General features: G+C 64.9%; 16 protein-coding genes and 3 pseudogenes. 13 read left to right on the top strand and 6 right to left on the bottom strand.

Going from position 1 to position 22,950, the window contains the following annotated elements; genetic code table 11:
• Positions 1-284 precede the first annotated feature (284 nt).
• From C3B44_RS07400 to C3B44_RS07385, 4 genes are all read left to right on the top strand, one after another.
• Positions 285-1,313: a GDSL-type esterase/lipase family protein gene (locus tag C3B44_RS07400; protein ID WP_108431814.1), complete on the top strand. Its 1,029-nt coding sequence runs from the start codon at positions 285-287 to the stop codon at positions 1,311-1,313.
• Positions 1,314-1,819: 506 nt separating this feature from the next.
• A complete protein-coding gene (locus C3B44_RS07395) occupies positions 1,820-2,377 on the top strand; it encodes a MetQ/NlpA family ABC transporter substrate-binding protein (protein WP_328588289.1) in 558 nt (185 codons plus the stop codon).
• A gap of 39 nt (positions 2,378-2,416) precedes the next feature.
• Positions 2,417-3,445, top strand: coding sequence for a methionine ABC transporter ATP-binding protein (locus C3B44_RS07390; protein WP_108431813.1), 1,029 nt, complete (start codon positions 2,417-2,419; stop codon positions 3,443-3,445).
• Positions 3,446-3,453: 8 nt separating this feature from the next.
• Positions 3,454-4,119 carry a methionine ABC transporter permease gene (locus C3B44_RS07385; protein WP_108431812.1) on the top strand — a complete coding sequence of 222 codons (666 nt, stop codon included), beginning with the start codon at positions 3,454-3,456 and terminating at the stop codon, positions 4,117-4,119.
• A gap of 20 nt (positions 4,120-4,139) precedes the next feature.
• Here the strand turns inward: C3B44_RS07385 and C3B44_RS07380 are convergent, their stop codons facing one another.
• The 4 genes and pseudogenes from C3B44_RS07380 to C3B44_RS11945 form a co-directional block, all read right to left on the bottom strand.
• A complete protein-coding gene (locus C3B44_RS07380; protein ID WP_146183466.1) occupies positions 4,140-4,418 on the bottom strand; it encodes a Rossmann-fold NAD(P)-binding domain-containing protein in 279 nt (92 codons plus the stop codon).
• A gap of 174 nt (positions 4,419-4,592) precedes the next feature.
• A pseudogene (locus tag C3B44_RS07375) lies at positions 4,593-5,115 on the bottom strand (NAD-dependent epimerase/dehydratase family protein).
• Between the two features lie 57 nt (positions 5,116-5,172).
• Positions 5,173-5,316, bottom strand: a complete 144-nt coding sequence (locus C3B44_RS11950; protein ID WP_235840435.1) for a hypothetical protein — start codon at positions 5,314-5,316, stop codon at positions 5,173-5,175.
• On the bottom strand, positions 5,303-6,163 hold the full coding sequence (locus tag C3B44_RS11945) for a hypothetical protein (protein WP_235840434.1): 861 nt from the start codon (positions 6,161-6,163) through the stop codon (positions 5,303-5,305). The genes C3B44_RS11950 and C3B44_RS11945 overlap by 14 nt, the downstream gene beginning before the upstream one ends.
• 25 nt (positions 6,164-6,188) lie before the next feature.
• Between C3B44_RS11945 and C3B44_RS11940 the strand changes: the two genes are divergently transcribed.
• Positions 6,189-6,605: a hypothetical protein gene (locus C3B44_RS11940; RefSeq protein ID WP_235840433.1), complete on the top strand. Its 417-nt coding sequence runs from the start codon at positions 6,189-6,191 to the stop codon at positions 6,603-6,605.
• Between the two features lie 404 nt (positions 6,606-7,009).
• Positions 7,010-10,384, top strand: a complete 3,375-nt coding sequence (locus C3B44_RS07360; RefSeq protein ID WP_108431808.1) for a proline dehydrogenase family protein — start codon at positions 7,010-7,012, stop codon at positions 10,382-10,384.
• Between the two features lie 1,167 nt (positions 10,385-11,551).
• Here the strand turns inward: C3B44_RS07360 and C3B44_RS07355 are convergent.
• Together C3B44_RS07355 and C3B44_RS07350 are read right to left on the bottom strand one after the other, a co-directional pair.
• On the bottom strand, positions 11,552-13,432 hold the full coding sequence (locus C3B44_RS07355) for a purple acid phosphatase family protein (RefSeq protein ID WP_108431807.1): 1,881 nt from the start codon (positions 13,430-13,432) through the stop codon (positions 11,552-11,554).
• A gap of 150 nt (positions 13,433-13,582) precedes the next feature.
• Positions 13,583-14,398: a spermidine synthase gene (locus C3B44_RS07350; protein ID WP_108431806.1), complete on the bottom strand. Its 816-nt coding sequence runs from the start codon at positions 14,396-14,398 to the stop codon at positions 13,583-13,585.
• Positions 14,399-14,476: 78 nt separating this feature from the next.
• Between C3B44_RS07350 and C3B44_RS07345 the strand changes: the two are divergent.
• From C3B44_RS07345 to C3B44_RS07320, 7 genes and pseudogenes are all read left to right on the top strand, one after another.
• Positions 14,477-15,853, top strand: a pseudogene (locus tag C3B44_RS07345) (ABC transporter transmembrane domain-containing protein); the annotation flags it as partial.
• A 145-nt stretch (positions 15,854-15,998) separates the two neighbouring features.
• The gene (locus tag C3B44_RS12185) at positions 15,999-16,277 is read left to right on the top strand and encodes a hypothetical protein (RefSeq protein ID WP_412841953.1); all 279 of its coding nucleotides are present in this window, start codon (positions 15,999-16,001) and stop codon (positions 16,275-16,277) included.
• 63 nt (positions 16,278-16,340) lie between these two features.
• Positions 16,341-17,716 (top strand): annotated as a pseudogene (locus C3B44_RS07340) (GntP family permease).
• 532 nt (positions 17,717-18,248) lie between these two features.
• Complete coding sequence (locus tag C3B44_RS07335) at positions 18,249-19,007, top strand: LamB/YcsF family protein (protein ID WP_108431805.1); 759 nt, start codon at positions 18,249-18,251, stop codon at positions 19,005-19,007.
• Entirely contained in the window at positions 19,004-20,557 is a 1,554-nt protein-coding gene (locus C3B44_RS07330) for a 5-oxoprolinase subunit B/C family protein (protein WP_108431804.1), read from the top strand. Before C3B44_RS07335 ends, C3B44_RS07330 begins: the two co-directional genes overlap by 4 nt.
• 3 nt (positions 20,558-20,560) lie before the next feature.
• On the top strand, positions 20,561-22,297 hold the full coding sequence (locus tag C3B44_RS07325; RefSeq protein ID WP_108431803.1) for an acetyl/propionyl/methylcrotonyl-CoA carboxylase subunit alpha: 1,737 nt from the start codon (positions 20,561-20,563) through the stop codon (positions 22,295-22,297).
• Between the two features lie 29 nt (positions 22,298-22,326).
• Positions 22,327-22,950: a GntR family transcriptional regulator gene (locus C3B44_RS07320; protein WP_108431802.1), complete on the top strand. Its 624-nt coding sequence runs from the start codon at positions 22,327-22,329 to the stop codon at positions 22,948-22,950.

Below are 22,950 nucleotides of genomic sequence, written 5' to 3'. Positions count from 1 at the left end.
AAAGCGATGGCGGGAGCCCGGGCGAAATCCGCTCCCTGAAATATGAATCACTTCGCACATCAAAATCTGAGAAAACACTGCGTTAATCATGTGATTCCCTGCACAAACGGGGGTGATACTTCGGTTGAGGGTGCGAGTAAAGCTACTGGCGCTATTTTTCCGCCTGACCAGCATTAGATATGCCCAGAAACGCATATGTTGGACAAGCGTGTAGTGAAAAAGACTTTCAGCAAACTTTAAGCCCTTATATGGATATAACAAAGCAGTTATGTTGCATTTAACGCATGGTTAAGAACTTCGTTACTTCCGCCCGTGTTGCAGTGGTCGCGGCCGTCGCGACGCTGAGTGGCGGGCTCCTTGTCCCCACCGCAGCTGCCACTCCGGTACCTGGTATTCCTGCGGGCCCGCCGCCGGCCGTGGCCGCGAACGCCGTGGGTGCCGCCGTCGCAAGCCCGCTCCAGCAGCTCCAGCGGACCCTCGATAACCTGGGTATCCCGGTCGAGGCCGCCGGTCTGGACCTGCCGTCGAACTTCTCGCCGTGGGCTACCGAGCCGAAGCAGATCGTCGCCTTCGGTGACTCCTTCACTGCCAACGCCGGCAAGGCTGGCCCGCGCGGTCTGGAGCCGGGGCAGAGCCTCATCGTCTCTAACTGTGCGACCGACAACGAGAACTGGCCGAAGATCGTCGGCCGCGAGTCCGGCAAGACCGTCGGCGACTGGTCCTGCAACGGCACGGGCGGTCTCCCGATCGTCCAGATGCTCGCCTACCTCGAGGCCGCCATCATGTACGGCGATATCGGACCGGGTACCGAAGAGGTCGTGCTCATGTACGGCGGCCTGGACGTCACCCAGTGGGCTGACGCCGCCCTGGGTTCCGTGAACATTCCGGTTCCTCCCGTGAGCGCCTACCGCCAGCTGGTTAACCACGTGCAGAACCGTGTCAGCCAGGTTGCCCCGGGCGCCCGCGTGACCTTCACCTCGTACCAGGCTTTCGCCGAGCCGGCCTCCGAAGGTAACGGCGAGAACGTGTGCTTCGTGAACCTGCCGAACAACACGATCCTGCGTCTGCCGACCCCGGGCAGTGACTTCATCCAGGAGTCGTTCCGCAACAACCTTCGCGACGCTGCTCTGGCCGGGGGCGCGAACTTCATCGACGTCTACGAGCAGTCGAAGTCGCATTCCACCTGTGCGCCGGAGGGTGAGCGCTGGGTTGCTGGAGTGCAGGATCCGGAGATGGGCCCGATGGTCAACCACCCGACCGTGCAGGGTCAGTACGGCATGGCCGAGATCATTAAGAATGACCTCGGCATCTAACTCAGGTATCTAACTCAGAGCCAAAAGACGGTGAATGCGATCGTTACTGAGCGTCCTTGAGCCCAACCCGCCTCGTCGCTGTGACAGCGAGGGGTGGGTTTTGCCGTTGTTAAAAACCAGTTGTTAAAACTGCCGCATATGCACCCTTTCGTGGGGGTCGTTGGCAGCAACCTGAACGGACCAAGTGGTCTAAGCGCGACGTACTACTTGGTCTATTTTATTCAGGAGAAACATGCATATCCGCCGTTGCCTCGCACTGGGTGCTATCAGCGTATTCGCCTCCGCAGGCCTCGTAGCCTGCGGTGCCGATGGCTCGGACGAGAACACCATCCGCGTGGCCACCTTGCCGGGTCCTTACTCCGTACTCTTCCAAGACGGCATCGAGCCCATTCTCAGCGAGGCCGGATACACGATCGAATACACCGAGTTCTCGGAACTCCAGCAGGCCGACGTCTCGGTCGCGGGAAGGCTCGACCGACCTGAACGTCGACCAGCACACCTCCTACATGGAGAACTTCAACGAGGAGATCGGGTCGGAGCTGGCCAACATTACCCCGGTCCCGACCGTGCCGGCCGGCATTTACTCCGAGAACCATTCCTTGCTGGACGACGTCGCCGACGGCCACACCGTCGGCATCCCGCAGGACGCCTCCAACCAGTCCCGCGCCTTCCTCATGCTGGAAGACGCCGGCTGGATCACCCTCAACCCGGACGCGAACCCCGGACTTTTGACCATGGCGGATGTCGAGGACAACCCGCACAACCTGGATATTCAGACCATGGATTCCGCCACGATCCCGCGCTCTCTCGCGGATCTGGACTGGGGCGTCATCCCGGGCTCGATCTCCTATGCCTCCGGCGTGGATACCGAGCTGCAGCACTTCCAGGAGTCCCTGCGGCCCGAGCTGATCCTGCAGGCCGTCGTGCGCGCCGAGGACGCGGACTCCGAGTGGGCCAACGCGGTCGTCGATGCCTATAACTCCGAAGAGTTCCACGAGTTCCTCGCCGAAGAGAACTCCGATGAATACTGGTTCGTCCCGGAAGAGATCACCCCTCCCCAGTAGCGGGGCGTCGAGCGACAGAGAAACGAAAGGTGTGCCTGTATGACCTCACCTAATACCGTGCCCGCCGTGAGCTTCAGCGGCGTGAGCAAGGCTTTCGATAGCGTGCTTGCCTTGAAGGATATCTTTTTCGACATCCCCGCCGGCAGTATCTATGGGGTGGTGGGCACCTCTGGTGCCGGCAAGTCCACTCTGCTTCGCACCGTCAACGGGCTCGAGAGTGTCACTGGTGGGACCGTGACCACGTTGGGACGAGACGTCGCCAAGCTCCGGCACTCGGAGCTGCGCCAGCTGCGCCGCCAGATGGGCATGGTCTTCCAGCATCACAACCTGATCGACTCGAAGACCGTCGCCGAAAACGTGGCGATGCCGTTGGTGCTCGCCAGCGTCGCCAAGAGTGAGAGGGATAGCCGGGTCAAGGAAGTGCTCGAGCTCGTCGGACTCGCCGAGCGTGCCGGCCACCGGCCCGCCCAGCTCTCCGGCGGGCAGCGTCAGCGCGTCGGCATTGCTCGCGCGCTGGTCATGGACCCGAAGATCCTGCTGTGCGACGAGCCCACGAGCGCCCTCGACCCGCTGACCACCTCGCAGATCCTCGAGCTGCTGGAGCGCATCAACGAAGAACTCGGCCTGACCATCCTCATCATCACCCACCAGATGTCGGCGGTCTCGAGGATCGCCGATAACGTCGCCGTCCTCGAAAACGGGGAACTCATCGAAAACGGCGCCGTGCGCGACGTGTTCGCCCACCCGCAGCAGCCGTTGACTCGGCGCTTCGTCGAAACGGTCGTGCCGCAGAAGCTGCCGGATAGCGTCGTGGCGGATTTGCGCGAGCACCCCTTCCCGACGACTGTGCGCATCGTCCACACCGGCGGCGCCGCCCGCGACATCATCGGCCAGTTTAGCGAGCGTTTCGACGTGACCGCGCAGCTACTCCACGCGGCGGACGCGCCGCTTCGGCACAGCTCGGTGGGCACGCTCGTGCTCGGGCTCAACGGGGCGTCGGCATCCATTTCCTCCGCCCTGAGCTGGGCGGATCGCACAGACGGACTCAATGTGGAGGTGCTTCCGTGAATAATTGGATGGAAACGTTCGACACCCGTGTGAGCCCCGAGCAGTACCTCTCCGCCGGCGGGGAGACCCTCTACATGGTGGGCATCTCGCTGTTCATCGGCGCGTTGATCGGCATCCCCTTGGCCTTGGTGCTCGTCTTGCACCGACCGGGCGGTCTGCTGCCCAACAAACCCGTTTACGCGCTGACGAATTTCCTGGTGAACATCGTGCGCTCGCTGCCGTTTATCATCCTCATGGTGGCGATCATCCCGTTTACCCGCCTCGTGGTCGGCTCCGCCATCGGCACGACCGCGGCGCTGGTGCCGCTGACCATCTATATCGCGCCCTTCATCGCCCGCCTCATCGAGGCAGCGCTCCTCGAGGTCGAGCCCGGCATCATCGAAGCCGCCGAGTCGATGGGAGCAACCACCTGGCAGACCATCCGCTACTTCATGCTGCCGGAGGCGAAGCCGGCGATCATTCTGGCGCTGACCACTTCGACGGTCGGCCTGATCGGCGCGACGGCGATGGCCGGCACGGTCGGCGGCGGTGGCGTCGGCGACTTGGCGGTCTCTTATGGCTACCAGCAGTTCGATAGCTTCGCGATCCTGATGACGGTGATCATCCTCGTCATCGTGGTCCAGGCGATCCAGTCGCTGGGTAACTGGCTCGCCCGCCGCTCCCGCTACAACTAACCTAGAACCGAATAACCCCGCTAATCCTGGTAGCGCTCTTGCAGCCAGCGCACCGTATCCGTGATCGTCTCGGTCACGGGGCGCGGCTCATAGTCCAGCTCCGAGGTCGCCTTAGCGTGCGAGAAGTTCGCCGGCGCTTCGAGGGTATGCAGCGAGTAGCGGGTAAAGAGGGGAGCGGTGCCGCGCAGCCGCGAGATCCACTCCGCCAGCGGCACGATGGCCTTCGCTACCCACAGCGGGATCTCCACGGGACACCGCCGACCCGTCGTCTTGGCGACGATCGCGCCCAGCTCACCCACGGTCACCTCGTGCCCACTGAGCAGGTAGCTCTCCCCGCGGCGGCCCTTGTCGGCGGCGCTGATCGCGCCGGAGGCGACGTCGCGGACATCGACGAAGTTGTACCCGCCGGTGACGACGATGGGCAGGGTGCCCTCAGTGAGATCACGGATCAGGCGGGTGAGGTGGGAGTCGCCTTAGTCACCGGGCCCTACGATGCCGGAGGGGTGGACGATGACCGCATCGATATCGCTGGCGGCGTCTTTCACCAGCGCGGTCGCCTCGGTCTTCGTCTTCGCATACTCGCCCACGACGAGCTCGGGATCGAAGGTCTCGACCTCGGTGAGTACGCCTTCTTCCTCCGGGATGACGTGCACGCTCGAGACATGCACGAGCCGGTGCACCTGATGCTCACGGCAGGCGTCGAGGATGTTGCGGGTGCCGTCGACGTTGGTGGTGCGCACGGCCTCGGTGACCGTGCTGCCGATGCTGACGATGCCGGCGCAGTGAATGACGGTGGTGCTCTCATCGGCGCCGTCGAAACCCGCCGCCACGGCGTCAGTGTCGGTGACGTCCATGGTGACGATCTCGCACGACAGCTCGTCCAAAGCGCGCGGCCTCGGTGTCATAGACACAGGCGCGTACCTCTTCGCCCTGCTCGAGGAGCTGGCGCACGATCGTGTTTCCTAGAAATCCTTCGGCTCCGGTGACAATCCACATGCCTTCCCAGCGTAACAGCCTGGTTGAACCAGCCTGTGGAACCAGCGGGCGCGCTGATCATCGCGGTGAGGTATCTGGGCCTTCCGGGGTGTCGTTGAGTTCGGCGAGTTCGGTGAAGTCGGCGTTCGCATCGACGAAACCTTCGTCGTCACCGATCTCGTCGAAGTGCCGGATGGTGCCGTCGCGTTCATCGCGGAACATCCTTGGGCCATAAATCACCGCGAGCATGAGGAGGCCAGCAGCGAAGGCCCACCCAGCTCCCTGAGTGACGAGTACTCCCGCCGTGACCCCGGCGATTCCTAAGTCCTTTTTGGTTCTTCGCTTCCATGATGCCGACGCGAACAGAGACAAACCCCTGGATAGTAAGGGTTAGGGCGAGTCCGACGGCGAGGATTGGTCCGACGAAGGTAACGATCGGAAGGAGCATCAGGCCCACGTTGGTGCCCCAGCGGAAGGAGCCCGCGCCGCCGAAGATGGAGCGCATGGCGCGCCGCCCCTGCTTGTAACGCTCGACGAGGACGACATGCATTGCGGACCACAAAGGCCCGCACATGGCAACGTCGGGACCGAGCACGCTCATCACCATGTTTCGCCCGCCGAACAGGAGATGCGCCCGGTTGGGGTTGTATACGACCGCCTCGTCGGTGCGAACGTGATCGGCTTCTTTCAGGATCGCCTTGCTTTGCAGGACATCTCCGAAGACGACGATATAGGCGGCAAGGACGGTAGGAATGCCCGTAATGAACATCATCGCGGGCGGAAGCCCGAGGCCGAAGACGGTGTACTCGTTCCACAGCGTGAGGAAGTCCGGCTGGCTGAAGCCCCATTCCACGTCCGGCCACGCGCCTTCTCCGACGATCGGGGCGACGAAGACGCCGATTAAGATGGCCGGAAGAATCCCCAATGAGGCGAGGAAACGCCAGCCTGCGGCTTGTCGACGAAGCGCAGCGAACCCTCGCGAGTACATGAGATAGAACGCGATCAGAACCGCGATGGTGATAGTGATGGGGAACGCGTGAAAGTGTCCTTCGTCGCCGAAGACGGACATGAGGGCGGCGATACCAGCTCCGAGGATGATCCCCGACCTCAGGCCGGAAGGGATAATCCTGACGACGCGCGAGGCGAGTCCGGTTATACCCAAGAATCACCGCGAATATGCCGAGGACCAATTGGAAACTAATGAGCGCCCATACCCGTTGTTCCCCCTCGGGAAAGGTTTCGACGTAAAGGATCAGAAGCGGGATAGCCGGGGTGATCCAGCCCGGTACGACCGGGTCGCCGAGCAGATGGTGGAGCAGATACATCAGGCCGTTGAGGATGACCACGGCGAGGGCCACCTCGAAGGGCATGCCGAGCGCCTGGGTCATCAAAGGGATGGCACCCAGATCAACCACGCACATGAAAAGGCCCTGCGCGAAGTCGGGCCACTCGATGCGGTAATGAACGAAGGGGAGCCGGACATCGAAAGGCCCCAGCGCCCAATGGGGTGAGACCTTCCCGATTCCTTCCTGCTGGGGCTCTGATTGTGACTGGAGGCGATCGCCTGGCGGTGATGTGCTCTCTGACATAGGGTCACCGTAATGAACCTTTACCGCGGCCGGAACACTCTGCGTATGGAAGAAAACACTGAAAATGGGGATCTGGGTGTGCATTTTCACAGGGGGTTAAACGTCCAGGTGGAAACGGCCGTCGATAAGCGATCGCCCCAGCTCAGCGGCCCTTATGCCCGTCGCCGGTGTACCCCACGGGGGTGTGTTATGCGTCGTCATTGACGGAAGGCTAGGACCAGGGTCACACTGGGGGATGGTCACGGAATGCGTGATTGTCGCTAAGACCCCGCCCTCTCCCGTCGAGACCGGACCGGGGTCGGCTATGCACAAGGGGATAGTCAACCATGAATGATGCGCCTTCTCTTTCCCAGCTGGTCGAGGATTCTGTCACTCTCGCCCACGAATGGCTGGACAAGACCGACGACGGTGCCGAGGCCACCGATGCCGCCTCCCGCCAGCTCGCCGGCCTGATGCAGGACCCCGAGGGTGTCAACTTCACGATGGACTTCGTGGATCGTGTCGCCCGCCCCGACGACGATGCTGTCGCTGCTCGAGAACTGCGCAAGATGCCGACGGGCCCGGCCTTCCTCGGCCCGATCAACCGGGGTATGCTCAGCCTCGGCTCCCTGGCCGGGCGGATCGCGCCGGGCATCGTCATGCCGCTGGCGCGGGCGCGCATGCGGCAGATGGTGGGCCACCTGGTCCTCGACGCCGACGGTGATTCTCTGAACAAGCTTCTCGACGACGCCAACGAGAAGAACGTGCAGCTAAACCTCAACCTGCTGGGTGAGGCGGTGCTCGGTAACGCGGAGGCACAGGATCGCGCGCGCCGCACCGCTGAGCTGATCGAGAACCCCCGGGTGACGTATGCGTCCGTGAAGGCCTCGAGCCTGTGCGCGCAGCTCAACCACTTCGACGAGGACGGCTCCGTCGAGCGCCTCAAGGACCAGCTGCGACCGCTATACCGCCTCGCGCGCGACGCGTCGCCGCGGACCTTCATCAACCTCGATATGGAGGAGTACAAGGACCTCGACCTCACGCTGCGCCTGTTCAAGGAACTGCTCAGCGAGGAGGAGTTCTTAGACTACGAGGCCGGCATCGTGCTGCAGGCCTACCTGCCGGATTCGGTGTCCGCGATGAAGGAGATCCAAGAGTTCGCCCGCCAGCGCAAGGCGAAGGGCGGGGCTCCGATCAAGGTGCGCATCGTCAAGGGCGCGAACCTGTCGATGGAGCGGGTCGATGCCGAAACCCACGGCTGGGAGCAGACCGTCTACGCCACCAAGGACGAGGTCGACGCCAACTACCTGCGCCTTTTAGACATGGTCCTAGACGAAGAGTATGCCGACATCCTGCGCATCGGCGTGGCCAGCCACAACCTCTACACCCTGGCCATGGCCTACCACCTGGCCTCCAGCCGCGGGGTCATGCGCCAGGTCGACGCCGAAATGCTCCAGGGCATGAGCCCGGATCAGGCCGACCTCGTCCACGAAGCTTTCGGCTCGCTGATCCTCTACACCCCGGTGGTGCGCGCGGAGGATTTCGACGTCGCCGTCAGCTACCTGGTGCGCCGCCTGGAGGAGAACGCGTCGTCGCAAAACTTCATCCACGCCCTGTTCGCCGAGAACGAGATGGATGACCAGGAGCGCCGCTTCCGCCGCGCCGTCGAGGATGCCGCGAGTGTCAGCGAGACCCCGAGGCGCACCCAGAACCGTTTCACCGAAGAGGGCCGCGCTACGCGCCGGGGCGTGTTCACCAACGAACCGGACACCGATCCCGCGCTGGAGCCGAACCGCCGCTGGGCTCTCGAGGCGCTGGCCGATACCCCCGGCGAGATCGAATCCCCGGAGGCCACCGACGTCGCGGAGGTCGACGCGGCCGTCGACAAGGCGCGGCAGGCGCATAAGGCCTGGGCGGAGCTGAGCGGCGACGAGCGTGCCGACGTCCTCGAGACCATCGCCGACGAGCTCGCCAAGCAGCGCAAGAAGCTGCTCACGGTCATGGCGCACGAGGCCGGCAAGACCATCGAGCAGTCCGATCCGGAGGTCTCCGAGGCGATTGACTTCGCTGCGTACTACGCGCAGTCGGCACTCCAGCTCGACGAGCGTTTCACCCCGCATGAGCTCGTCGCGGTGATCCCGCCGTGGAACTTCCCGGTCGCCATCCCGGTCGGCGGTATGCTCTCCGGCCTGGCGGCGGGCTCGGCGGTCATCATTAAGCCGGCCCCGCAGGTCGTCCGTTGCGCCGAGATCGCGGTCGAGGCCATCCACCGCGGCCTGGCCCGCCACGACATCAACCCGGACATCCTGCAGCTCGTGCGTGCCGACGAAGGCGATGCCGGCAAGAAGCTCATCACTTCCGCCGACTCGGTGATCCTCACCGGCGCCTCCGAGACCGCCGCCCTGTTCCGCTCCTGGGATCCGACGATGAAGATCAACGCGGAGACCTCGGGCAAGAACGCCATCATCGTCACCCCGGCCGCCGACCCGGACCTGGCCGCCGAGGACGTCATGAACAGCGCCTTCGGCCACTCCGGGCAGAAGTGCTCGGCGTCCTCGCTGGTCATCCTCGTCGGCTCGATGGGGGAGTCGGACCGCTTCCGCAACCAGCTTCTCGACGCCATCGACACCCTCGTCGTCGGCCGCGGCACGGACATCTCCACCACGATGAACGGGCTCATCGAGCCGCCGCCGGAGAAGCTCCAGCGCGGTCTGACCACCCTCGACGACGACGAGACCTGGCTGATCGAACCGCGCCAGCTCGACGAGGAGGGCACCCTGTGGACGCCGGGCGTGCGCGACAACGTTCAGCCGGGCAGCTGGTACCACACCCACGAGTGCTTCGGCCCGGTGCTCGGCATCATGCACGCCAAGGATCTCGACGAGGCCATCGACTGGCAGAACTCCACCGGCTTCGGCCTGACGGGCGGTATTCATTCGCTTGACGACGACGAAATCGCCCACTGGATCGAGCGCGTCGAAGTCGGCAACGCCTACGTCAACCGCGGTATCACCGGCGCGATCGTGCAGCGTCAGTCCTTCGGCGGTTGGAAGGACTCCGCCATCGGAACCGGCGCGAAGGCCGGCGGCCCGAACTACGTCGCCCAGCAGGGCACCTGGGAAGACGGCGAGCTGAAGCCGCAGAACGTCTCTTTGGAGCCGCGCATCGCCCGCGAACTGCTGAGTGTTGCGGCCCTGCTCAACGAGGAGGACGCCGAATGGCTCACCCGCGCCGCGGAGCTCGACGCTATCGCCTGGCGCAGCGAGTTCGGCGTGGAGCACGACCGCACGGCCCTGGCCAGCGAGCGCAACATCTTCCGTTACCGCCCGCTGCTCGATCGCCTCATGGTCCGCCTCGGCCACGGCTTCGAGCTCAAGGACCTGCTGCGCCTGCACCTGGGGTCGATCCTCACCGGCACCGAGCTGGAGATCTCCGCCCCGGCCGCCGTCGAGGTCGTGGTGCCGGAATTCATGGAGATCACCGTCGAAGACGACCTGAAGTACTCCCAGAAGATTGCCGAGCGCTCCGGTGTGCGTGTGCGCTACCTCGGTGACGTTCCGGACATGGCCTACCAGGCCGCCGTCGATTCCGGTTCGGTGATCATCGATACCCCGGTGCTTGCCGACGGCCGCCGCGAACTCCTCCACATGCTCCTCGAGCAGGCGGTCTCGGTGACCTCGCATCGCTTCGGCGTTCTGCGCAACGTCGGCCACATGGGTTAGGTTCCGCTGAGCTGGGTGCTTGAATGGCGCCTGGTTGCTGGTTGCTGGTTGCTGGTTGCTCCGAGGCGTCACGTCCGTCCCTCGCGAAACGCGAGGTGGCTGGAGGTGGCGCCTCTTTTCCGGCTTAGATAGGCGCATAGTCGCCGTTTAGATTTTGGGGAAAGCAACCCGATTCCCGTCATATACTGCAGATTCGGGGTAGGTGGTAGTGCGTGTCCGGGTAGTTGGTAGTAGGATTCCGGTTTGCCTGGTAGCACCTAGCTCCGACGCATCTCTTCATTCCACGGTGTGCGGCCCCGCGGAGTCTCTCTCGCCGGAATATGCTTACCGGAGTGTTTCTCGTGTTTCTTGCACTTTGGCGATCAGTTCGAAGAGAACTGCTGGATCGCCACCTTGGTCTACTGGCGGAGGTGAAGGAGCGAAAACGCATCTACGCGACTATGCCGCGGCATAGTGCGGATGAGGGGTTTTACGCACGTGCGTAATCGGAAATCGATGAATCGCGGTTGATTCATAGGTTTAGTTGTCGGAGTCGCTCGGTGCGTCGCCCTGGCGGGTCGCCGCGTCGGCCCCACGGGCAGAACAGTCCCGGGCGGCTCACTATGCTGCCGCATAGTGTGGGGCGGGTTTTACGCATGTGCGTAATCGGAAATCAATGGATACCGGGGAACTCATAGGAACATGAGGAACACTGTCACCCTGAGCCCTCTGCTTTTTTACGCACGTGCGTAAAAGCTTCGTCGGTTGGCTTGCCGCCGCTACGAGCGTCCTGCGTTGCCGAATGCGCCGTGTGACATGGTTGCCGCCGCTACGAGCGTCCTGCGTTGCCGAATGCGCCGTGTGACATGGTTGCCGTCCCTGTAAATCATCCAAGAAAGCAGGAACACCAAAGGAACACCAAAGGAACACCAAAGGCAGGCCGGAATTTGCGGGAATGGATAACCGAGTCGCCCATGATGGCTACTTCCTTGCGTGGAGACGCGGGATGACAGTGCCAGCCTATCTGGGGGAGTACACGCACACCCAGCCGCACGGTAGGGCTCTACAGCGCCCGCAAACTCCCACCGAAAAACCCAGCCCGCACGCCGTCTAGAACGCAGAGAATCCCCCGCATCAGCGGGGGATTCTCTCAAGGCAAGCTCAAAGGAAAGCTAGGCCAGATCCGTACTACTGTGCGGAGCCGTCCTTGGTGATGCCGTAGGAATCGACGAGGGTAGCCTCGCGGTCTTCACCCTCGTGGAGATCGCCTTCCACCTGGTAGAACTCGATCTTCAGGTTGTTCTCGTCCACGGTGTAGACGGCGAAGTGCTGGATTTCCGACTGACGGTAGTTGTCGTGAGCGTGCTCGAACTTCTCGGAGTCCTCGGGCTGCTCAGCGATGTCATAGAGGGTGTTCCAGTAGTCGACCTGTTCCTGGGTCATCCAGTCCAGATCCGGGCGGACCTTGTGAACGTGCTCGGCGCCCTTCTGGTAGATCGCGTCGTAGGTCTTGGTGCCCGAGGTGTTCGGGATGACGTAGGTGACGCCCTCCGGGTTGACGTGGTACTCGGTGCCGTCGATCTCGGTCTTCTCGGTGTCCTCCACCTCGCCGTAGGCGAAGTTATCCGGGGTGTAGACCAGCGACTTGGTGCGGGTCAGGTGGTGGTCATGGCCCTGGAGCACCAGGTCGGCGCCCAGCTCGTCGGCCATCTTGACGAAGTCCTCGCGGGTGACCTGGACGTCCTCATCCTGCAGTGCGTGGTAGGACGCCGAGTACACCGGCTTGTGGTAGGCGAGGACGATCCAGTTGGCGCCGTTTTCGCGGGCCTGCTCGATGTCCTGGCGAGCCCACTCCATCTGCTCCTGGCCGATGGCGCCTTCCTCCGGGTTGTCCTCGGACTCCTTGTTGTCGTTGGTGTTAAGGACGGTGAAGTGGATGCCGGAGTGGTCGAAGGAGTAGTAGGAGCCGCCGTTGATGGCGTCGTTGGCCGCTGGGACGTTGAGGTGGTCGTTGAAGGACTCGAGCAGCGGCTCCTCCTCCCAGCGCACGGAGTACTCGTCGTGGTTACCCGAGACGAAGGCGTGCGGCAGGTTGAGGTTGTTCTCCACCGACATGTCCAGGTTGTCGACCCATTCGTCTTCCACCTGGGCGGTCTCGACGAGGTCACCGGTGTGCACGGCGAACTCTGCGTCCGGGGCGACTTCCCTGGCCTTCGCCAGGGTGTCGGCGCCGTAGGCGGCCTCGTTGTTGACGTTCGCGTTCCAGTACGCGTTCTGGGTGTCAGTGTACTGGATGAACTGGGTGAACTGGCCGTCCTCGGAAGCCGTGGTGAAAGAACCGGTATCGGAGAAGCCCTCGGACTCGGAACCGACCTGGAAGTAGTACTCGGTGCCCGGCTCCAGGCCCTCGGCGGTGGCCTTGTTGGTGTGCTCCGGGACCTCGACTAGGCCGAGGTAGGCGAGATCAGATCCGTCGGCAGTCCACTCGGTGTTCTCGCGGTCGATCTGCTCGTCGGTGAAGTAGCCGTTGACCTGCTCCGGCTCGCCGTTGTCGTCGAGGATGATGTCGCCTTCCTCGTCGCGCTCGGCATCGGCGTAGATGTAGTAGCCGTCCTCGGTGCGCTCGGCGTACTCGGAGATGACCTCCTTGGCCTCGGCCGGGAACTCCTGGGCGTCGGACATGTCCTCGTTGGTGGACACGCGCAGCACCGAGTCTTCCAGCTCGTCGGCGGTGTACCAGTTGAACGCCATGGAGGTGGTGGGCTCCTCGGTGATGCTCATGGCGATGCGGTTCGGCTCGTTGGTCGTCTCGACCTCCGCGACCTCCGGTTTCTCGTCCTGGAGTTCGATGAGGGCCATGCCGTTTTCCGCACCGTAGGCGGGATCGATCTCTTCGTCCTCGGCGGCCTCAGTGCTCTCGGCGCCAGTCTCCTCCGCGGTGGTGGCGGTGTCCGCGCCGTTGCCCTCGGCGGAGGTGTCGGTCTGGTTCGGATCCGAGCATGCGGTGATCAGCAGGCCGGTGGTGGCCACAGCGGCCACGGCCTTGAGCAGATTGGTCCTCTTAGACATGGGGTCCCTTTCCTCGAGAAACTTCCGTCGTCACTAAGTCATCATGTCCCCCAGAGGTGTCCGGAATATGAAATTGGTGCGTCCGGCTGATGAACTTTCCAGACTCGTCGCACCTTTCACACAGCCCGCGGCCAGCACCTGAGCCTTGCCTCAGTCGCGCAGCGGGCGCTCGTTCGCCGACAACCGCGCCACAAACTCCATGCCGCGCACTCGCAGATCATCCGCAGCCGCCGCGGTGATGTCCCCCAACGGCTGATCGGAGCCTAAAAGAAGCAGGTTGCCGTAGCGGCGTCCTTCGATCATGTCCAGCGGGGCGACGGCCGCCACGTGCCTAAAGGCCCGCAGCATCCCGGCCGCTTCTCGACGCGTCACCGGCAAACCCGCATAATCACCCACGTTCGCCGCATATAGTCCACCTTTGCCCAGCGCGCGCCGGGCCGCCTCGAAGAACTCGACGGTCTGCAGGTGGCGCGGGGTGTCGGCGCCGGAGAAGACATCCCGGATCAGCACATCGGCCCCGCCGGCGGGCAGCGCGTGGATGAGCGAGCGCGCCTCCGTCGCCACGATGTCGACCGCAGGTGGGGCGGGAATATCGAAAGACGCCCGCACCAGCCGCGCCAGGTCGGCGTCGATCTCGGAGACGGTATTGCGTGTCGACGGCCACTTATCCGCCACATAGCGCGCCAGCGCACAGCCGGCGCCGCCCAGATGTACCACGTGGATGCCGCGGCGATGGGGCAGGCGGGTGATGTGGGCGTCGATAAGCGGGGCTAGCCACTGCATGTAGGGAAAGGTCAGCACGCGCGGGGCGCCGAGGACGATGTGGGATGAGGGCACGTCGTTGACCTCGAGGAGGTAGGCGCCGTCGCGGGTCTCGTCGGCGGTGATGCGGGCGGTGCCGGTGGAAATCGGGAAGGTGCCGGTGATGCGCTTTTTCGGGGCGCGGGGTTTGTCTGTGCGCGACATGATCCGGCTAGCCTAGCAGGCGCTCAAAACGCATACCGTTAGACTTATAGGGTCGCACGCCAAGAAGGTTGAGCGGTTGTGAGTCTCTATCTCGGCCCGGCGGTACCGCAGCAAAAAGGTGCCGACGACCTTGCCCAACTCGAGCGCGCACCCGTGAGCTTCGAGCGGGTCGCGAGGCTGTTTTCGCCTTATCGACGCCGCCTCATCGTGGTGGTCGCGCTCATCGTCGCGACCTCCGCGCTCACCGTCGTGCAGCCGTTTCTGGTCAAGCAGGCCGTCGACGACGCGATCCCGCGCCAGGATGTGCCGCTGTTGCTTGTGCTGGTGGTCGGCATGATCGGGCTGGCTGTGATCACGCAGGCGATCGGGGTGTTGCAGACGTTGATCGCCACCCGGGTGGGCCAGGAGATCATGCACACGCTGCGTGTCGACGTCTTTCGTAACCTCCAACGTCAATCCCTGGGATTTTTCACGCGCAACCGTGGGGGAGAGGTCCAGTCGCGGCTGGTCAACGACATCTCGGGCATGCAGTCGGTGGTTACGAACACCGCCACCTCGGTCGCCTCGAACCTCACGATGGCGGTGGCGACGGTCATCGCCATGATCGCGCTGAGCCCGGCGCTGTCGCTTCTGACCGCCATCGTTATGCCGCCGGCGGTCTTTCTTGCCCGCCAGGTCGCGCTCAACCGCCGTCGCATACTCAACGAGCTGCAGAAGAAGCGCGCCGATCTCCAGGAGAAAGTCTCCCAAATCCTCTCCGTCTCCGGTATTCGGCTGAGCAAAACCCTCGGCGCCCAGCCGCGCCTGGAGGCCTCCTTCAGCGATAACTCCCACCAGCTCGTCGATCTCGAGGTCGAATTCCGCCTCGCCGGGCGCTGGCGCATGGCCACCACGCAGGTGCTCTTCGCGATTATGCCCGCCCTCGTCTATCTGCTCGCCGGGCTGCCGGCGACTGGCGGGGGCATGACCATCGGCACGCTCATCGCCTTTACCACCCTAAAGACCCAGGTCTTTCGCCCGATGACCGGCCTGCTCAACATCGGCGCGCAGTGGGTGAGCTCCATGGCGCTTTTTAGCCGTATCTTCGAATACCTCGACCTCGAACCCGAGATCAAGGAACCGGAACACCCGCGCGATAGCGAGATCGCAGATAACTCCTTCAGCGTCGAAGATGTCACCTATACCTACCCGGGAAGCGAAACCCCGGCGCTGGTGGGCGTCGATATCCGCATCCCCGCGAACACCACGACCGTCGTGGTGGGGCATACCGGCAGCGGCAAATCCACCCTCGCGCTGCTGCTCGCCCGCCTGGCCGATCCCAGCGGCGGCCGCGTGCTGCTCGGCGGCGTCGATATGCGAGACCTCAGCGCCGCGGAGCGTTCGCGCCGCATCGGCATCGTCTCGCAGGAGACCTACCTCATCCACGACACCGTCCGCGCCAACCTCACGCTCGCACGCCCCGAGGCCACCGACGAAGAGCTCTGGGGCGCCCTGGCCACCGCGCGTATCGACGACACCATCGCCGCCCTCCCCGCCGGCCTCGATACCCTCGTCGGCGCGCGGCTTCCGGTTTTCCGGCGGGCAGGCCCAGCGCATTGCGGTGGCGCGGGTGCTGCTGGCACGCCCGGAGGTCATGCTTCTCGACGAAACCACCTCCGCCCTCGACAACGAGACCGAGAAGGCGGTGCAGGCGGGGATCGATACGCATCGCGGCACCCGCGTGATCATTGCGCACCGGCTGTCCACGATCCGCGACGCCGACCAGATCATCGTCTTAGACGAGGGCCGCGTGATCGAGCGCGGAACCCACAGCGAGCTGGCGGGGCGCGGCGGGGCGTATGCCAGCCTGCTGGCGGCGGCGGAGCGGGACTCCGTCTAGGATGTTCGGAGAGCACCGGTTATTACCACACCGGCCAACACGAGAGGACGTGGAATAAACGCCCTGGAGACGTGGGATCAGACGCTCGGCACGGGGCCGCTAATTGTGATAGCCGCCGCGGGCATCGCGCTGATTTTGCTGTTGGTGATCAAGCTCCGGCTACACGCCTTCATCACGCTCGTGCTGGTCTCGTTGCTCACCGCGATCGTGGCCGGCATCCCGCTGGAGTCGATCTACGACGTCACAATGGCGGGCTTCAGCTCCACCCTCGGCAACGTGGGCATCCTGGTGGGGCTGGGGGCGATGCTCGGCAAGCTTATTGAACACTCCGGCGGTGCGCAGGCACTCGCCGACGCCCTCATTAACCGCTTCGGGCCCACCCGCGCCCCGCTCGCGCTGGGGCTCGCATCGCTGTTCCTCGGCTTCCCGATGTTTTTCGACGCCGGCCTCGTCGTCATGCTGCCCATCATCTTCGCGGTCGCCCGGCGTCTCGACGCCCCCATCCTCCTCTTCGCCATCCCCACCGCCGCGGCGTTTTCGGCGATGCACATCTTCGTGCCCCCACACCCCGGCCCGGTCGCCGCCGACTTCTACGTCACCAAACTGGGCCTTCTCATCGTCTTCGGCATCCTGGTTGTGGTGCCCGCCTTCTGGCTCTCGGGTCTCGTGTGGGGCAAGATCGCCGCCCAGAAGTTCCCGCGCATTACGGTCGAGGACACCATCCTGGGCGAGCAGGCCGCCCCGATGAAAACCCGCCTAAGGTGTGGGTGGTCATGGCGATGCTCCTGCTGCCGATGGCGCTGATCTTCCTTAACACCGGCGTCGATTACGCCAGTAGCGCCGGCTGGATCACCGGCAAAGAGACCTGGGCGCAGGCCTTCGACATGCTCGGGCAATCCGGTATCGCGCTGCTGATCTCCGTGCTGGTCGCGCTCATCGTGCTGAGGTTCGCGTAGGGCGACGGCGGCCGCCGCCTCGAAGCCATCCTCGACTCCTCGATCGGTCCCATCGCCTCCGTGGTGTTCATCACCGGCGCCGGCGGCATGTACGGAGGTGTTTTGCGCGCGACCGGCATCGGCGACGCCCTCGCCGAAACCATGGACGGACTCGGTGTCCCCGTCATCATCGCTGCCTACGTGATCGCCCTGCTGCTGCGCATTGCCCAGGGCTCCGCGACGGTCGCGCTGACCACCGCCGCCGGACTCATGGCGCCCGCGGTGTTTTTCGCGGACTTCAGCGACATCCAGGTCGTGGCCATCACCCTAGCGACGGCCGCCGGCTCCGTCGGCGTCTCCCACGTCAACGATTCCGGCTTCTGGTTGGTCGGAAGGCTATTCGGCATGGACGTCTCCACCACCTTGCGGGTGTGGACCGTGCAGCAGACCTTAGAGTCGGTCATTGCTTTTGCGCTTGCTTGCGTGCTGTTTGTGGTGTTTTAGGTTTTCTGGGGTGTTGGGTGGGGTGTCCGCTAGCATAACGCGCTAGCGCTGGTCGAAAGGAGTAGCCCCTAAAGGAGTGCTGATTTCGACCGCGTGGGACTCCTTTAGGTAGGGGTGCTTTCGACCAGCGTTAGCGCGGTATGGAGGGGGTGGTCGCGGCGGGCTGCGGGCGCGCACTGGAGGGACCGGAGGGGCTGATGGGGCGAGCTGTCCGCGCGGCACGTGCCTGCCTGGCTGCGCGCTTATGGTGCGTTAACGCTGGTCGAATTCACCCTTATAGAAAGGACTCCTCCTTTCGACCGCGTGGGACTCCTTTAGATGGGGGTCCTTTCAACCAGGCGCAAGAACGCGATATCGCCGCATGCCTGCTCAGCGTCCCGCACCTCCGTCCTCAAGGTGATTGGCACTGTAATCCGGGAACAAGGTGACCGCCACGACGGCACCCCCACAGTGAGATGCGTTTCACAAATGGGGAGCCATTCACTACACTCCAGATTGTTCAACAATCCGACGCATATGTCTGGAGGAAGCGATGCCCACCATCGATCTCAACGCCGATTTGGGGGAGACCACCGCCGGCAACCCCGTTGCCGATGACGCCGCGATGGTCTCGCTGGTTAGCTCGGCGAACGTCGCCACCGGTTATCACGCAGGCGATCCGCACGCGATCCGCACGACCCTGCGCGCGGCGGCCGACAACGGCGTCACCGTGGGCGCGCACCCCGCGTACAACGACCCGGCCGGCTTCGGCCGCCGCTTCCTCGACTACGATCTCGCGCAGCTCGCCGACGAGATCCTGTACCAGATCGGGGCGGTGGATGCGCTGGCACGTTCCGTCGGCACGCAGGTCAGCTACGTCAAGCCCCACGGTGCGCTGTATAACACCATCGTCCACAACGAGGTCCACGCCCGCGCCGTTATCGACGCGATTCGCGCTTTCGACCGCGAGCTCGCCGTCATGTTGCTGCCGGGCGGCGTCGCCGTCGACATCGCACAGCAGCGCGGCCTGCGCGTGATCGCAGAGGCCTTCGCGGATCGCGGGTACAACCCGGACGGGACGCTCGTGAAGCGCGGCACCCCGGGCGCGGTGCTCACGGATGCCGATGCCGTCGCCGACCGCGTCCGCCGCATCGCCACCGACGGCTCGCTGGTCGCCGTCGACGGCACTGTCCTCAACGTCGGCGCCGAAAGCGTGTGCGTGCACGGCGATTCGCCGGGCTCGGTGGAGCTGACGCGCGCGATCGTCGAGAAGCTGAAAGCCGACGGCATCGATCTAAGGAGCGTCCTGTGAGTGTAAAAAACCTCAAGCGCGTCGGCTCCCGCGCCGTCATGGTGGATCTGCCGGATCTCAGCACCGTCATGAACTACCACGCCGCGCTGACGACGGCGCCTCTCGACGGCCAGGTCGACGCCATCGCCGCTGCCCGCACCGTGCTGGTCACCTTCGACTCGCCGCGCTCCGCCGCCCGGGGCGCACAGGCGCTCGAGACCTTCAGCCCGGATGCGACCGAGAAAACCACGCCGCGCGAGATCACCATCGACGTCGTCTACGACGGCGAGGACTTAGAGGAGGTCGCCGAGCACCTCAACATGACGGTCGACGAGCTCATCGAGTGGCACACCTCCATCGAGTTCACCGGCGCCTTCGGAGGCTTTGCCCCGGGCTTTACTTACTGCGTGGCGGCCGACGAGCACAACGCGAAAGACGTGCCGCGGCGCAGCTCGCCGCGCACTGCCGTGCGCGCGGGGGCAGTGGGCTTAGCCGGGGAGTTCAGCGCCGTCTACCCGCGGACCTCCCCGGGCGGGTGGCAGCTCATCGGCACCACCGCGACCCCGATGTGGGACGCCGAGAACACCCCGCCGGCCGCCATCGCGCCGGGCGATATCGTGCGCTACCGCCAGGTCACAGAACACCCCCCGCAGCTACCGGCCGAGAAACCAGCACCTACTCAGGAACAAGGAGCCTTCGAGCTCACCGACACCGGCCTGCTCACCCTCATCGAGGACCTGGGCCGCGCCGGCAACGGCAACCTCGGGGTGACCACCTCGGGGGCCGCCGATCGGGCGGCGCACCGGGCGGCGAATGAGGCCGTCGGCAACAGCTCGAAGGCCGCCACCTTGGAAAACATCGGCGGGCTTATACTCACCGCGCGCACCGAGATCGCCGTGGCTGTGACTGGGGCGGGGGAGGTGGACGTCGATAAGCGACCCGTGACCAAGGGCCACCCGCTCGTGTTACCGGTCGGCGCGACCCTCACCATCGCGCCGGGGGAGGGCCTGCGCAGCTACGTCGCCGTGCGGGGAGGCATCGCCGCCGCCGGCGAACTCGGCTCGCGCTCCGCCGATGTGCTTTCCGGCCTGGGCCCGAAACCTCTGCGGCCCGGCGCCACCTTAGGCCTTGCTGATCAGGCGAAACACCCCGGCCTGCCCGTGCCCAACCCGCAGCGTGACGAGAAGGTCCTGCGCTGCGTCGCCGGCCCGCGCGACGAGTGGATCGCTGGCGGCACCGACGCGCTGACCAGCCGCGAATGGCAGGTCAGCGAGGCCTCCAACCGGGTCGGCCTGCGCCTGCAAGCTGCGGACGGCACCACCCTGACGCGCGCCTGCGACGGCGAGCTCGCCAGCGAGGGCATCGTCGGCGGCGCCATCCAGGTGCCCACCAACGGCGAGCCCGTCGTCTTCCTGCGCGATCACGCCGTGACTGGCGGATACCCCGTCGTCGCCACGGTCGTTGCCGAAGACCTCGACATCGCCGCCCAGCTGGCCCCCGGAGATACCGTGAGCTTCACGATCGTCGATCCCGACACCCTGACAGAGACCACCTCGCCGAAGGAGCACTAAACCATGAGCACCCAGATCACCTCCTGTCTGATCGCCAACCGCGGCGAGATCGCCGTGCGCATCATCCGTACCGCCCGCGACTTAGGCATTCGCACCATCGCCGTCTACTCCGACGACGACGCTGACGCCCTGCACGCCCGGCTTGCCGACGAGGCCTACCGCCTGCCCGGCGAGACCACCTCCGAGACCTATCTCTCGATCGAGGCGCTTCTCGACGTCGCCCGCCGCGCCCACGCCGACAGCGTCCACCCGGGCTACGGGTTTCTGTCCGAAAACGCCGACTTCGCCCGCGCGGTGGCCGATAACGGCATGACCTGGATCGGGCCCACGCCGGAGGCCATCGAGGTCTTGGGCGATAAGCTGCGCGCCCGCGCGCTGGCCGAGAAGGTCGGCGCCCCGCTCGCGCCGGGCACCCCGGATCCCATCGACGACTGGCAGGAGGCCCGCGACTTCGCGGAGGCTCACGGCCTGCCGATCGCCATCAAGGCCGCCTACGGCGGCGGTGGACGCGGCATCAAGGTCGTCTGGGAGGCCGAGGAGATCGAGGCCGCTTTCGCCTCCGCCGGCCGGGAGGCTCAAGAGGCGTTTGGGCGCCCGGAGTGCTTCGTCGAGAAGTTTTTGGTCCACCCCCGCCACGTCGAGGCCCAGGTGCTGGCGGATACGCACGGTAACGTGCGGGTGCTCGGTACGCGCGATTGCTCGGTGCAGCGTCGCTACCAGAAGCTCATCGAGGAAGCCCCGGCGCCTTTCTTGAGCGAAGAGCAGGAACGCTCAATCATCGAGGGCGCCCGCGCCATCTGCGAGGCCGCCGACTATGTCTCGGCGGGCACGGTCGAATACATCGTCTCCGAAGACGGCACGGTCTCCTTCTTGGAGGTCAACACCCGCGTGCAGGTGGAACACCCCGTCACCGAGGCCGTGACCGGCATCGACATCGTCGCCGAGCAGTTCCGCATCGCCGCCGGTGAGAAGCTGTCCTTCGACGAGGATTCCACCCCGCATGGCCACGCCTTCGAGTTCCGCATCAACGCCGAGGACGTCTCCCACGGCTTCATCCCGAACCCGGGCGAGGTCACCGAGTTCGCCGCCCCCACCGGCCCTGGCGTGCGGACCGATTCCGGCGTGGTCAGCGGTTCTGTCATCCCGGGCGCGTATGACTCGATGCTCGCGAAGGTTATTGTCAGCGGCCGCGACCGCGCCTCCGCCCTGCGCCGCGCCGCCGACGCCCTCAACGAGATCACCGTCCGCGGCGTGCGCACCGTGATCCCTTTCCACCGGGACATGCTCGCGCACCCGGCCTTCGCCGGCGACGAGCTGAAGGTCTACACCAACTGGGTCGATACCGAATACACCCCCGGCGAGGCCTTGGGCTACGAAGACATCGAGCAGGCTTATACCGAGCGCACTACCATGACGATTGATATCGACGGCCGCCTGCACACCGTCGGCATCCCCACCGGGCTTTTGGGCGCTTTCGCGAATGCGCCGAGCGCGGCCGAGGGCGCGTCCGAAGACGCGGAGGCCGACGCCGAGGGTGTGACCTCGCCGCTGGCCGGCTCGCTGGTGTCCTGGAGCGTCGAGGACGGCGCCGAGGTCACCGAGGGCCAGACCGTCGCGATCGCCGAGGCGATGAAGATGGAAACCCCCGTCACCGCCCCGCAGGCCGGGCGCATCCGCCTGCGGGTGGAAGCCGGCGAGAAGATCACCCGGGGGCAGGTGCTCGCCGTCTACGAGGACTAATCGGTTGTGCGCGTGCTTAACTGTTAAGCATGCTCGTGACTGACACGGCCCGCGAAATCCGCCGCCGGATCTCCGACGGCGACTATGATCCCGGCGCCAAACTCAACGAAGTGGCCCTGGCCGCCGAGTACGACGTCTCGCGCAACACGCTGCGCGAGGCTTTCGTCATGCTCATGAACCAGGGCTTCGTGCACAAAATCCCCAACCGGGGAGTGTTCATCGCCGAGCCGGGTATCGACGACGTCATCGACACCTACCGCGCCCGCCTCGTCATCGAGCCGGCCGGCCTTGCCCACGGCGAGTTCCTCGATGCCCGCGAGCTACGCGCCCAGGTGTTAAGCGCCAAGAAGGCGCGTGGTGACGGCGACCTTCCCGCCGTCGCCGTTGCCAACCAACGCTTCCACCGGGCGGTGGTCGCCGGGCTGGGATCGCGCGAACTCGACGAGCTGATGAGCAGGCTTTTGGCCACCATGCGCCTGGTCTTCCTCGAGGTCTTGCGCGTCGAACCGGACTTTCACGCCGACTACATCGCGCAGAACGAGGCCATCGCCGAGCTCATCGGCGCCGGTCAGCGCGCAGAAGCCGCAGAGAAGATGCGCCAGCAGCTTCAAGCCACCTCGGCGCGGGTCTGCGAGATCCTGGCGGGGGACTAG

This window comes from Corynebacterium yudongzhengii, assembly GCF_003065405.1.
Taxonomy (GTDB): Bacteria; Actinomycetota; Actinomycetes; order Mycobacteriales; family Mycobacteriaceae; genus Corynebacterium; species Corynebacterium yudongzhengii.
This window is presented reverse-complemented; position numbering and strand designations above follow the sequence as displayed.

Bases quoted from the DNA above. Each gene is read 5' to 3' on its own strand.
- C3B44_RS07400 (WP_108431814.1), top strand. From the start codon at position 285: ATGGTTAAGAACTTCGTTACTTCCGCCCGTGTTGCAGTGGTCGCGGCC.
- C3B44_RS07395 (WP_328588289.1), top strand. From the start codon at position 1,820: ATGGAGAACTTCAACGAGGAGATCGGGTCGGAGCTGGCCAACATTACC.
- C3B44_RS07390 (WP_108431813.1), top strand. From the start codon at position 2,417: ATGACCTCACCTAATACCGTGCCCGCCGTGAGCTTCAGCGGCGTGAGC.
- C3B44_RS07385 (WP_108431812.1), top strand. From the start codon at position 3,454: ATGGAAACGTTCGACACCCGTGTGAGCCCCGAGCAGTACCTCTCCGCC.
- C3B44_RS11950 (WP_235840435.1), bottom strand. From the start codon at position 5,316: ATGTTCCGCGATGAACGCGACGGCACCATCCGGCACTTCGACGAGATC.
- C3B44_RS11945 (WP_235840434.1), bottom strand. From the start codon at position 6,163: ATGTCCGTCTTCGGCGACGAAGGACACTTTCACGCGTTCCCCATCACT.
- C3B44_RS11940 (WP_235840433.1), top strand. From the start codon at position 6,189: ATGATCCCCGACCTCAGGCCGGAAGGGATAATCCTGACGACGCGCGAG.
- C3B44_RS07360 (WP_108431808.1), top strand. From the start codon at position 7,010: ATGAATGATGCGCCTTCTCTTTCCCAGCTGGTCGAGGATTCTGTCACT.
- C3B44_RS07355 (WP_108431807.1), bottom strand. From the start codon at position 13,432: ATGTCTAAGAGGACCAATCTGCTCAAGGCCGTGGCCGCTGTGGCCACC.
- C3B44_RS07350 (WP_108431806.1), bottom strand. From the start codon at position 14,398: ATGTCGCGCACAGACAAACCCCGCGCCCCGAAAAAGCGCATCACCGGC.
- C3B44_RS07335 (WP_108431805.1), top strand. From the start codon at position 18,249: ATGCCCACCATCGATCTCAACGCCGATTTGGGGGAGACCACCGCCGGC.
- C3B44_RS07325 (WP_108431803.1), top strand. From the start codon at position 20,561: ATGAGCACCCAGATCACCTCCTGTCTGATCGCCAACCGCGGCGAGATC.
- C3B44_RS07320 (WP_108431802.1), top strand. From the start codon at position 22,327: ATGCTCGTGACTGACACGGCCCGCGAAATCCGCCGCCGGATCTCCGAC.